The following is a 12,272-nucleotide window of genomic DNA, read 5'->3' as shown; positions in this document are numbered from 1 at the left end:
CGCCGGATGTTGAATCCGGCGGCTTGTATTTGTTTAAATATAAAAATTTATATGCTTCACACTATAAATTATCTTTCTATTTCTCGCTGAAACGGATACCGCCCTTTTGAGGACGGCGAAGCCGTTTCCACTTGTGAGGCGATCTTTTAAATTGCAGGGATTATTTGCGGATTAAAGCTCCCGGGGATGATATAATGTAAGCGATACATACCTTGGGAGGAGTGGTGAGCTGTGCAGAGATGGTTTGCGGAGCATCCTATTGTGGCCTATATTGTCATTTTTATATTGCTGACTTATGTGTATAACCGTGTATTCCGCGTGAATCAGAAGCTCCCCATTGGTAAAGAAATCGTGCTCTATCTGATGATGGCACTCGGCTCAGGCATGCTGCTGATTTTTCAGCATGACAAACTGCCGATCATTCAGTGCCTGCTGGTGGCTGTAGGACTTATGCTGCTCGTGCGGGTCCGTTATTTTGTGGAGGCCCGGCAGAAGCGCAAGGCTGCTGCAGCAGCCAAAAGACAATAACCGCAACTTTTACCGTTTGAAATCGTCTATAGTAAGTATAAATCAACCTAATCTATGCGAAATGAAAAGGACCTTATTCTATTATGAGTACAAGCAAGGGAAGTTTACCTCCAAGAAGACCCGCTGGACCCCAACAAACGGGCAGAGGGCAGCAGGTTAAGGCTGCTCCTGGAAAACAGGGCAAGAAAAAAGCAAAGAAACGGGGATTTGCAGCCCGTTTGGGAAAAATGCTATTAATTATCCTTCTGGTTGCGATCCTGGCTGTGCTGGGTTACGTAGGGTTTCTGTACTATAAGTTCGAGCAGGGAGGATTTGGAGTGGACCAGCCCGTCCAGGACAGCCAGCTTGCTTCGTCTAAGCCGCTGACTATGCTGCTGCTGGGAACCGACAACCGCCCGAAGCATCCGTCCAATCTCACGGATGTTATTATGGTTGCTGCACTGAATCCTAAGACGCATTCGGCGACGATTGTCTCGCTTCCGCGGGATACTTACGTCGAGCTGAGCGGTTATAAGAAGACCAAGATCAATGCGTTTTACCCCCGCTTCAAGAGCAAGGAGAAAACCTCAGGCATTCTAGCTGAGGATGAGATGAAGACGATGATGAGCAAATATCTGGACATTGATGTCGATTATGTCACCGTGCTCGATTTTCAAGGCTTCCGTGATATTGTGGACGAATTTGATGGAGTAGATGTCAACATCAGCGCCGACATGTGCTATACGGACAGTGTGGACGGAACAGATATTAATCTGAAGAAGGGTCCGGCCAAGCTGGATGGGGATGAGGCGCTCGATTATGTGCGTTACCGCAAGTCCAACTGTAGTCCAAGGACCCAGGCTTCCGATGACTTTGACCGCAATAAACGCCAGAACGAGGTATTGAACGGACTGGTTGGACAAATGCAGTCCCTTGGAGGGGTGCTCAAAATAGGCAAGGTTTTTGACGCTGTGGGCGACAACATGCAAAGTGATATTGAGAATGCACAGATCAAAAGCTTGATTTCTACTTATTGGAAAATATCTAAAGAGAATATTGAATTTGTGCCGGTGACCGGAACCTGGCGCAGCCCGTATGTATATATTAACGATAAAGAGCTTGAAGCGGCAAAGAAAAGCCTGCAGGACCGGATTTCCGGGGTTTCCTCCGCTGCCTCAGAGTCTACTGCTCCTTAACGAAGGTCTGGAAGCAACTCTAAATTGAATGCAAGTTTGGGCGTGTGCTATAATATAATAAAGTGAACGCACATTTGCCGCATAGGGGGCCTGTACTTATGTCCGAAGCCGTTGCTCAGCTCAATGAAACCTTGCTATCGATGCTGCAGTCGGAAACGTTTGTCCTACTTAACACTGTTGATGCGGAATCCGGAGGCCCTACGTCTACGGCAATTTCCTGGATTTATGCAGTGAGCCCTTCTATCGTGCGTCTGGCGGTAGACCACCGCTCCAGACTTGTGAACAACATGAAGGTGAATCCAATGGTAACCGTAACAGTTTTTGGCGAGGGCACCGTTCATGCCATTAATGGGCGTGCTGTTGTGAGGCAGGATCCGCTGCAGGATGTTCCCTTCAAGATGTGCTGTTTTGATGTAGAAATTGAAGCGGTACGCAACGCGCTGTTCTATGGCGCGCAGCTGGAGTCCGCTCCAAAATATGCTAAGGTATACGATGCGCGTGCGGCTGAGAAGCTGGACGGCCAAGTATTTGCCGCCATGCAAAAAGCCCAGTGAGGATCTCACTAGGCTTTTTTTGTCCAAAGAATCAAGTTATTGATTGTTGCCTTTCGGCTTGGTATCCTCTGGCAGCTGCGGTATGATGCGGCCGATGATATCCGCCATTTCTGCAGCGAAGCCGGACACCGGATTTCCCTTAGAGATATGACGGCCCATTTCGTTCAGTCTGTTGGAGATATCCATATCGGCAGTGACGAAGGCATTGACGCCACGCGGATCTTTACGGATGGCTTCAGCCACTGAATATTTGATGCTTCCGACACGCGAACGTTCCAGCTTCCCGTCAACATCAATGCCAACCACGGCGACATTGTTCATTACGACACAGTGGGCACCGTTGACGCCTGGAACTCTTTGGGCCAGCTGTTCAAAATGATCCTTGAGTGCAACATCGCTTTCCCCCTTGCCGTCAGAAGCTTGTCCGGCTTCCGCGTAAGGGGCCATATTATCGTCATTAGACAATGACCGTACCTCGCGGTTTCCCTGGCTGCTTAAAGCCTTGGCCGATTGTTTATCCTGAGGAGAGGGTGATGTCTCTTTATTAGCGATACCGCAGCTTGTCAGCAGCAGCAGTACCAGCAACAGACACATTGATTTTCTCATATGTGCTTACTCCTTTCAGTCAGAAATCAGTTCTTTACTTTATCTTGCCCTTGCTGAAAAGAGTTATGTATGATCAATCAAACCAGGCGCTGTGGAGGGGATAGCATGAAAAAGATATTTGTACTAGACACCAACGTGCTTTTGCACGACCCCAATTCGATCTTTGCTTTCAAGGAGCATGAAGTAGTCATTCCGGCCGTGGTTCTGGAAGAGATCGACTCCAAGAAGCGTAATGCCGATGAAATCGGCCGCAACGCCCGCACCGTGTCACGATTGTTAGACGGACTCCGGGAACTGGGCCACCTGCATAGCGGTGTGGTTCTGGAACATGGAGGCATGCTGAAGGTGGAGCTTAACCACCGCAGCTTCGTAAAGGTACAGGAAATGTTCGGTGAGGTATCCAACGACAACCGGATATTGGCTGTAGCGCTCAATTATTTTCATGAGGAGAACGAGAAAGCTGAACCACGCCCTGTGGTACTCGTAAGTAAAGATGTACTTGTCCGCATCAAAGCGGATGTGCTTGGCATTACACCGGAGGATTATTTATCTGACCGTACAGGTGATCTGAACGAGCTGTATACCGGCTACCAGTCACTGATGGTCCATCCTTCGCTGATTGATGAATATTACAGCCACCGTTTCCTGTCCGTCAAACAACTGCCCCTGTCCTATGCGCTCTACCCGCATGAATTTGTAATTCTGAAGGATGAGATCGGCAGCGGCAAATCTGCTCTGCTCAAAGTGAACAGCGACGCCACACGCCTTGAACCGCTCTATTTGGGCAATGATGCGGTGTGGGGTATCAGTGCCCGTAATGCCCAGCAGCGGATGGCGCTGGAGCTGCTGTTGAACGATGACATCCCGCTGGTAACTATTACCGGCAAGGCAGGAACGGGCAAAACGCTGCTGGCGCTTGCTGCCGGATTGTTCAAGGTGGAGGATGAGCACCGCTACAAGAAGCTGCTCATCGCCCGGCCGGTTGTGCCGATGGGTAAAGATATCGGATATTTGCCCGGGGAGAAGGATGAGAAGCTGCGTCCGTGGATGCAGCCGATTTATGATAATTTGGAATTTCTGTTTGATACGAAGAAGTCCGGGGATATTGATAAAATACTTATGGGCCTCGGCAGCATCCAGGTGGAGGCACTCACCTATATCCGCGGACGTTCCATTCCTTCGCAGTTTATCATTATTGATGAAGCCCAGAACCTTTCCCGCCACGAGGTGAAGACCATCGTCTCCAGAGCCGGGGAAGGCAGCAAGGTTATTCTTATGGGCGACCCAGAGCAGATCGACCATCCGTATCTCGACGCAGCGAGCAACGGGCTCAGCTATATTGTCGAGAAGTTTAAGCAGGAAGGGATCAGCGGTCATATCACACTGGAAAAAGGTGAGCGTTCCCGCCTGGCCCAGCTGGCCGCCGATTTACTGTAATCGCCGGCATTTGTCAGCCGGCTGCTGTAGTGACAAAATAAAGTAGCTGCGAGACATACCGGCACCGCGCAGCCAAATCATGATAAGCAACGCCGCAAAGCCGGGAGATCAATGTCTCCCGGCTTTTTGCCTGCCCCCTGAACGGCGGAGGTTTCAGAGCTTATACGCGATAATGGAATGGAGAGAAAGTTTGGAACTGGAGAAGCGCTAGCGTTCGCCTTTATCCTCGGATTTCTTCCGCTGCAGGCGGAATTATATAAGTTAAAGAACTACCTAGAGGCAAAAGCAGCGGAGGGGAAGTTTGGAACTGTAGGAGCGATAGCGACCGCCTTTGTCTACGGATTTCAACCGCTAAGAGCGGTATAAATCAAGAAATCTGTAGACAACAGCGGCCGGAAGTCCAAACATTCACCGCAGTTGCGTTCTATGCCGGATCGGTAAATTTAATGTTCAACTTATATAGAATCAGGAAATCTGAGGATAACAGCGATCGGAAGTCCAAATCTTTCTTGTAATGCAACATTATATCGCAAGTGTCTTGAGGCCTCCACCGTTCACACCTATATAATAGAAAGAGAACGTTTTCAGCTAACACAGACAATCAAAGAATCATCTGGTAAAATAGGGGGACAAGTGTTTAGACCGGAGGGGAAAAGAAATGCTGAGACGCAAAAACTATTGGCTGCTGTTTGCGATACTGCTGCTTGCGCTGACAAGCTTGTCACCCAGCATGGAGCTGGACACCAGTGAACGCACCCGTCCGCAGAAGTTGCCGCTCGATCAATCAGAGCGCCCGGATTCGGGAGAGACAGGAAATGTGCAAAGCCTGCGGATTCGCGTTTCGCTGAGCAGCGAAGAGCTGCGTGAGCTGGAACGGATCAGCAGGAACTATACGTTGTCGAGCGGGATTGAAGTCGTACTGAGCAATGTGGACAGCGAGGAATCGGCTGAAGTGCTGAAGCAGGACCTGACTACAGGCGACAGTCCGGATATTGTGATGACCGATGGCCGCAATATTTCCGATCTGGCTACCCGGGGATATTTACTACCGGTGGATGTCTACCAGAGCGTTCCCGGCAGCGCCCCGCTGACCCTGCTGATTCCGCAAATGCAGTGGAATGGATATGATTGGGGAGTTCCGCTCGATATTGATCCTTACGTACTGGTGTATTCTCCGGCGCGCCTTGCCGAATTGGGCCTTTCGGAAGCGCCGAAAAGTCTGGAGCAGTGGAGCGGGCTGCTGAAGCATCTCCGAGAAAAACAGGATCAGGAACAATATATCCTGGCTATGGATACCCGTAATCCCTATGGTTACTCTGCGGTCCTGGAAAGTATGGGGGCCAGCCTGACTTCAGAGAATGCGGCAATGTTGGAGTGGACCCAGAACGCCCGCAGCTCCTTCTACCTGACTAGCCGGTATAATAAAGAGATCTGGAATATGCTACAGGAGGGAAAGGTCGCCGTTGCTGCGCTTCCGCTCTCTGAATTCCAGAAGCACGGGAACTCATCGCTGGCTGTGGAAGTGCTGCTGCCTGGCGGGAGCAGTAAAGGCTATGAGGCAATGTACAGCCGTTTCTTCGCTCTTCCTGCAGAGTCGAGCAACCCGGAGGCGGCGGTGAAATGGCTCGCCTATATTACCTCAAGCTCCGCGCAGCTGGAATGGCTGGAGAACACGGGGCGTCTGCCTGCGCTGGATGAGCTTTACCGTTCGGGACTTCCGGAGATGGATAGGCTTCCTTTTGACTCCGGGGTGCTGCTGACAGACGAAGCCATCACCGAGGAAAGACCGGTTGGCAGCTGGAGTGAGCTCTCCACGGCGGTGGCAATGCTGCTCACCGGTAAGCTGGATGCCGCAGGATACCAGGAAGCGCTGGCAGCAACCTCAAAATGAGATGGAGAGCTTTACATAAAGCACGCCTTCTTTGCTCTCTACTTCAGTCGCATGCAAAAGTGAGACGATTTTCTCCGGATAAAACCCTAGATCGAATTCTTCCTCCAGTGACTGGCGGGTGGAATCAGGCAGCTCCAGGCCATTAAATACTACATTGTCGACATGGAACATGAGCCCGTTAACCGGCTCGTTTTCAATCGTGTAATGACCGGTCAGGGTAAGCGTCAAGCCGCCGCTGGTTCCCGAAGCAGTCACCTGCCCCTTGTTGAAATGAAAAGCGAAATCCTTAAACAGCTCATTTTGTGAGATCAGAAAGGTATTAAGATCCTCTTCCTTCAGCGCAAGGGTATAGGTCATTCCTTTACGGGTCAGCATCCCGCTTTTGCTCTGGACAAATTGCGGCAGATGATTCATAGCCGATGACAAAGCCTTGAAATAGGTTTTCACTTCATGGATACCAATGTTCTCCCAATACCTCGTAAATTCGTTCAGCAGCGCGCTCATGCTCTCCGGATCGCTGCTGGCACTGATTCCTCCTTCAATCTCCTCATTTAACGCGGCAACCCGCGTTTTTTGTTCGGTAAGAGCCGTTTTAAGCTCCTCAAGCTCCTTGCTGCTGCGCAGCGAAGCTGTTATCGTGGATTTCATATCTTTGTACTGCTCTTCATACTGATCAAGGATATCGCGGTCCTGCCCAATAATAATCTCGTAATAATCGTACAGGGCAAGCATCCGGCTGATACTTTTAGCGGAGAGCAGAGCAGCCAGCAGACTATCTCTGTCCCCCATATAATAAGAACGAATGACAGCTCCGGCACGTTCTTGTTGATCCGCGATAGCTGCTTCTTTTTCTGCTGCTTGTTTACTGAGGAGCGAAACCTTCTTCTCGAGAACCTTTTGCTCCGCGGTAATTCTAAGGATCTCACGTTCGATTTCAGCAGAGGACAACGTCTGCTCCAGCAGCCTGCGGGTCTCTTCGTTATCGGGAAAATCAGGAGGAGAGGAGACGGCGGCAGCACTAGAGCCCATGGAAAGCGAGGCCGCGGAGGTCAGCGGCAGCATCGTGCAGAGAAGCAGAATGAGCAGGAAGGCGAACCTTCGGCTTAAAATATTGCGGGAAAGCACTACACCACCACCTTTGGCAAAATAGAATAGGTATGTACTATTAATATGTTTTGTCCTGCTAAAATATCATACCCTGTTTTCCACCTCCCGGCCTACAAAAAGACAAACAAAAAACGGAAGTCGTCCTTATTTCTAAGGATTTGACTTCCGTTTGATTGGCCAATAGCCATTATAGCGGCAACCCCATCTGAAAGATCGTCCAGTAGCTGAAGCCGGTAAATGTAACAATCATGTATCCCCAGAACAACATGATGTAGGTCTTTTCTGTAAACTTCAGATAGCCAAGTATTACAAAAAAGGCGGTTTGCAAGAAGAAGAGTAAGGCCATCTCGGTGAAATCCCCGGCAAAAGCCATCAGCCCGATTACGAGCGTGAAAAACCCCAATACGCGAAACATGCGGTCCAAGAGAGTGTCCCCCTTCTTAGAATGATTCCCGAATATGACTTCTTTGGATTAATTATACCTCCTGGACAAAAGACTGTAAACGAATTCATTGAAAAAAACCTTTGTTTTTTAAATTAATATAATTTTTGACATTGACATATGTGTTTAGCAAGAGAAATTAGAAATTATAGCAATGTGCGTATGATGTTTAAGCAAAATGGAAATACAATTTAGTATCAAATAGATTCTATGAACTCTATCAGAGGCATAGAAATGGAGTAAGCAGCTTTTATCCTATTCACTACCCGGCGGAGCTGCCGGTTATGAAGATGGTTATTTCATGATGTTGTTAGGAGGGTTAGGCTTTATGACAGCCGTTAGACAAGATGCTTGGAGTGCTGAAGATGATTTGATTTTGGCAGAAATAACGCTGCGTCATATCCGGGAAGGCAGTACGCAACTCGCTGCTTTTGAAGAGGTGGGAGAAAAAATCGGCAGGACCTCGGCGGCATGCGGATTTCGCTGGAACAGTTGTGTCCGCAAAAGCTATGAGGATGCAATTGGCATCGCCAAAGGCCAGCGCCAGAAGCGGAGCTATTTGAAAAAACAGCCGATGAACAGGGGAGCACAGGTAGCAGGATTGATTCTCGGGGACATTGAAGAAGAATATGGACGAAGCGAAGGCTTGAACGAAAATTCGTTATCCATTGATGCGGTTATCCGTTTCCTCAGACAGTGGAAAGGAACCTTTCAGGAGGCGGGACGCCAGCTGAAGATGCTGGAAAGAGATCTGCGGGAGAAGGAAGATGAATTATCCGAGCTCAGGGTGGAAAATGAGCGGTTATCAAAGGAAGTTAACCTCGCCCAAAGTGATTACCGTGTGGTAAACGATGATTACAAGGCACTGATTCAGATTATGGACCGTGCCCGCAGACTTGCCTTCCTTAATGAAGAAGAAGAGGAAATGAAGACTCGGTTCAAAATGGATGCCAATGGCAATCTCGAACGTATGGAATAAAGGTTAAGCAACGGTATGACCCGCAAACAAAGCTGCCTTCGGGCACAGTGTTTGCGGTTTTTTGTTTTTTGCATTTGCGGGAGCCTGCGGATATAATGAGGGAAATTATTGGAAGGGTGCGGAGGCGCGGCGTGAAAATTGATATTATTGGCGCGGGATCACTTGGTTTGCTGCTGGCAGGAAAACTTATCGGCGCCGGAGCCGAGGTCAGACTCTGGTGCCGAAGTGAAGAACAGAGCAGGGCGCTGGAGGAGAGCGGTATTACAATAAGCTATGAGGATGGCCAACCCCCGGTTTTTCTTCCGCCCGACAAGTTTAAGTCAGCATCTGTGAACACATTTGCCGAAGTTTATCTGCACGATCCGGGGGATTGGATGGCAATCATGGTCAAACAGAACGCACTCCATAATGAATTCCCGCAGATACTGCTTCCACTTAAGCAGAGCAAGATTCAGGCGGTGTGTTTTCAGAATGGTTATGGCCATTTGGAGCTGCTGCAGGAGCTGCTGCCACAAGCAGCAGTTTGGGCAGCGGTAACCACTGAGGCAGCCAAAAGAAAAACATTAACCGAGGTTGTTCATGCAGGGAGAGGAGAAATATGTATAGGGAAGGTTGGCGACAGCAATACTACTCATGGTCCATCCTCGCTAATTAGTTTCATTGAAACGCTCACAGCAGCAGGATTCTCCGCCTCTATGTCGAAAGAAGTGGATACCATGATTTACCGGAAGCTTCTAATCAATGCTGTGATCAATCCTCTTACAGCGATCTGGCGCGTACCGAACGGTGAATTGCTCGCTGCCGAGCAGCGCATACATTTGATGAAGGAGCTGTATGAGGAAGCGATTGCCGTATATGAAGCCTGCGGTATTGCTCTTGAGAGTAACGCCTGGGAAGGCATAATGGAGGTTTGCCGGGCAACAGCCGGCAATATTTCATCGATGCTTGCCGATGTGTTGTCCTCAAGAGCAACGGAAATACGCTGGATTAATGGGAGCATTGTGGATATGGCGGAGCGGAGTGGCATCGATGCTCCACAACACCGCTGGATTTGCCGGATGGTAGAAGGCATGCTTGTGAGGGAGAGGTGAGGCTGTTTGGAATTTCTGCGGAATTCGTTCATTACTATAAGCGTTATTCCGATTGTTCCTTTTTTAATCGTCTATTTTGCGGGAATAGGCCTCAAAAAAGAAAAGAAAAGCACTTTTTTGCTGGCAATGGACGTGACTACATTATTTTTATTACTTTCCGTATCGGCCTTATTTAATATTATATTTGATTCGGGTTGGGGCTTCTATCTTATACTACTTATTGTATTAATATCCACCGGATTGATTGGAGGGGCTCAAAATCGCTTAAAAGGAAAAGTGGATGGAAAACGGTTACTTCGGGCAGTATGGCGGCTTACTTTCTTTTTTATGACCGTTAGTTACATTCTGTTTTTGGTCGTAGGCCTCATTCAATACATATCACAAGCGATGTAACGTTCCACTGCTTCGGTGAAGCGTCAATGTCACAAATCTTTTAAGTTTTAAAAAAAAACGGTTTTTCAGAAAACATTGCTCTAGATTTTTTTGACCACTGGTTGTATAATCATAAACCATATACCACATTCTATTTAGGGGGAACTGCTAGATGAAGAAGAGTAAAAGTCTATTGCTCATGATTGCATTAGTTTTAGTCATCGGCACAGTGCTTGCTGGCTGCGGCGGAAACAATGCAAACAATGGCAAAAATGCCAGCCCGACCAATGCGCCGGCTGACAACGCAGGTAACAAGAACACAGGAAACGCAACTGGCGATGAGAAGTTAGCTGCTGACCAAACGCTTAAGATCAACCTGAGCTCCGAGCCTCCTACATTTGACCCGCAACAAGCTCAAGACAGCACATCCAATGCTATCCTGAAATTGTTGTATGAAGGACTTACCCGTCAAAATGCAGAAACTGGGCAAGCTGAAGAAGGTATTGCTGAGTCCTGGGAAATCTCCCCTGACGGCCTGGTGTATACTTTCAAACTTCGTGATGCAAAATGGAGCAACGGCGACCCTGTAACAGCTAAAGACTTCGCCTTTGCTTGGCAGCGCGTCCTGGATCCAAATGCTACAGACGCTGCTCCATATGCATACCAATTGTTCTACATCAAAGGTGCTGAAGATTATTTCGGTGGCAAAATCACTGACTTCAGTCAAGTTGGCATTAAAGTAGTTGACGATAAAACACTTGAAGTGACATTGAACAACCCTACACCATATTTCTTGGGTCTGTTGTCTTTCTATACGTACTACCCAGTGCATAGTTCCGTTGCAAATGATCCAAAATGGGCAACTAAGGTTGAAAGCCAAATTACTAACGGACCTTTCACTTTGACTGAGTGGACAACTGGCCAATCTTTGGCTGTAACTAAGAACCCATCGTACTATGCTGCAGATCAAATTAAAGCAGCAGGCATCAACTTCTCCATCGTAAACAGTGGTGCAACTGAACTCTTGAGTTACAAAAACGGCGAACTTGACCGTGCTGGCGGTCCAATTGGTGAAATTCCAACCGAGCAACTGCCAATCGTTGAAAAAGAATTCCCTAAAGAATTTGCAAGAAAAGGTATTTCCAGCGTTTACTACTACCAGTTCAATGTAACTGAAAAACCTTTCACAAATGCTAAAATCCGTAAAGCCTTGGCTATGAGTATCAACCGTCAGCCAATCATCGATAACATCACACTGGGTGGACAACTGCCAGCATTTGGTTTCGTACCTCCTGGTATCCAAAGCAATGAGCAAGAATTCCGTACACAAGTAGCTGATTCCCAGTATTTCGGCGAAGATATTGAAGGCGCAAAAGCATTGCTTGCTGAAGGTCTGAAAGAAGAAGGCTTGGATAAACTGAGCTTCACTCTTACTTACAACACAAGTGAAGGCCACCAAAAGATCGCTGTAGCCGTAGCTGATATGTGGAAAAAGAACCTCGGCGTTGATGTTAAGCTTGCAAACAAAGAGTGGGGCGTCTTCATCGAAGACAAACACAACCTGAACTATCAAGTAGCACGTGCCGGCTGGTCCGCGGACTTCAATGATCCAATGACTTACCTTGATATGTGGGTAACTGGCGGCGGTAACAATGATACTGGTTACTCCAACCCAGCGTATGACAAACTGATCAACGAAGCTAAAAAATCTTCAGACAATGCTGTTCGTCAAGAGAAGTTTGCTGCTGCAGAAAAAATGATTATGGATGATATGATTCTGATTCCGATCTATTACTACACAAACAACTCGTTGACTAAAGAGTACCTTAAAGGTGTAACTCTTGACTTCAGCGGTGCAGTCGACCTGAGCCGCGCTTACTTGCTCGAACACTAAGAGTAATGCTTGCAACAAAATATAGTAATATAATATCTGAAGGTTTTTATATTACTTCGGGATATATATGTGGAACTCCATATATATCCCTTTTTTTTGTATGGGATAGTAAATGAGATTATTTGGAAAAAATAACAATTTGATTAAATGGACAAATGAGTATTTTTTCCTTAGAATAGGTAAGTAAAAATATTGT

The 12,272-nt window shown here is 47.8% G+C and carries 12 protein-coding genes; 9 read left to right on the top strand and 3 right to left on the bottom strand.

From position 1 onward, the window contains the following. The first annotated feature begins 231 nt into the window (after positions 1 to 231). The 3 genes from MHI45_RS10400 (at position 232) to MHI45_RS10390 (ending at position 2,257) form a co-directional block, all read left to right on the top strand. Positions 232 to 528: a YlaH-like family protein gene (locus MHI45_RS10400; RefSeq protein ID WP_038595398.1), complete on the top strand. Its 297-nt coding sequence runs from the start codon at positions 232 to 234 to the stop codon at positions 526 to 528. 83 nt (positions 529 to 611) lie between these two features. Continuing rightward, entirely contained in the window at positions 612 to 1,703 is a 1,092-nt protein-coding gene (locus tag MHI45_RS10395; RefSeq protein ID WP_341119046.1) for an LCP family protein, read from the top strand. 98 nt (positions 1,704 to 1,801) lie between these two features. After that, a complete protein-coding gene (locus tag MHI45_RS10390; protein ID WP_341119045.1) occupies positions 1,802 to 2,257 on the top strand; it encodes a pyridoxamine 5'-phosphate oxidase family protein in 456 nt (151 codons plus the stop codon). A gap of 36 nt (positions 2,258 to 2,293) precedes the next feature. Here the strand turns inward: MHI45_RS10390 and MHI45_RS10385 are convergent, their stop codons facing one another. Next, entirely contained in the window at positions 2,294 to 2,863 is a 570-nt protein-coding gene (locus tag MHI45_RS10385) for a YhcN/YlaJ family sporulation lipoprotein (RefSeq protein WP_341119044.1), read from the bottom strand. Between the two features lie 105 nt (positions 2,864 to 2,968). Here MHI45_RS10385 and MHI45_RS10380 point away from each other — a divergent pair, with 105 nt between their 5' ends. Beyond that, positions 2,969 to 4,300 carry a PhoH family protein gene (locus MHI45_RS10380; protein ID WP_341119043.1) on the top strand — a complete coding sequence of 444 codons (1,332 nt, stop codon included), beginning with the start codon at positions 2,969 to 2,971 and terminating at the stop codon, positions 4,298 to 4,300. A 658-nt stretch (positions 4,301 to 4,958) separates the two neighbouring features. After that, a complete protein-coding gene (locus tag MHI45_RS10375; protein ID WP_340896955.1) occupies positions 4,959 to 6,191 on the top strand; it encodes a sugar ABC transporter substrate-binding protein in 1,233 nt (410 codons plus the stop codon). Here the strand turns inward: MHI45_RS10375 and MHI45_RS10370 are convergent. Next, positions 6,183 to 7,316 carry a coiled-coil domain-containing protein gene (locus MHI45_RS10370; RefSeq protein ID WP_340896956.1) on the bottom strand — a complete coding sequence of 378 codons (1,134 nt, stop codon included), beginning with the start codon at positions 7,314 to 7,316 and terminating at the stop codon, positions 6,183 to 6,185. The genes MHI45_RS10375 and MHI45_RS10370 overlap by 9 nt on opposite strands. 169 nt (positions 7,317 to 7,485) lie before the next feature. Further along, a complete protein-coding gene (locus MHI45_RS10365; RefSeq protein WP_340896957.1) occupies positions 7,486 to 7,722 on the bottom strand; it encodes a DUF2626 family protein in 237 nt (78 codons plus the stop codon). Between the two features lie 346 nt (positions 7,723 to 8,068). On the opposite strand from MHI45_RS10365, the gene MHI45_RS10360 reads away from it, so the two are divergent. From MHI45_RS10360 to MHI45_RS10345, 4 genes are all read left to right on the top strand, one after another. Further along, the gene (locus MHI45_RS10360) at positions 8,069 to 8,719 is read left to right on the top strand and encodes an RsfA family transcriptional regulator (protein WP_038595388.1); all 651 of its coding nucleotides are present in this window, start codon (positions 8,069 to 8,071) and stop codon (positions 8,717 to 8,719) included. Between the two features lie 131 nt (positions 8,720 to 8,850). Continuing rightward, entirely contained in the window at positions 8,851 to 9,810 is a 960-nt protein-coding gene (locus tag MHI45_RS10355) for a ketopantoate reductase family protein (RefSeq protein WP_340896958.1), read from the top strand. A gap of 6 nt (positions 9,811 to 9,816) precedes the next feature. Beyond that, positions 9,817 to 10,203 carry a DUF3397 domain-containing protein gene (locus tag MHI45_RS10350; protein ID WP_076109036.1) on the top strand — a complete coding sequence of 129 codons (387 nt, stop codon included), beginning with the start codon at positions 9,817 to 9,819 and terminating at the stop codon, positions 10,201 to 10,203. A 151-nt stretch (positions 10,204 to 10,354) separates the two neighbouring features. Beyond that, entirely contained in the window at positions 10,355 to 12,076 is a 1,722-nt protein-coding gene (locus MHI45_RS10345; RefSeq protein WP_340896959.1) for a peptide ABC transporter substrate-binding protein, read from the top strand. Positions 12,077 to 12,272: the final 196 nt, after the last annotated feature.

It is taken from the genome of Paenibacillus sp. FSL H3-0321, from assembly GCF_038002865.1.
Lineage (GTDB): Bacteria > Bacillota > Bacilli > Paenibacillales > Paenibacillaceae > Paenibacillus_AQ.
Note: the sequence above shows the minus strand (reverse complement) of the source record. Positions and strands in the feature narration are given on the sequence as shown.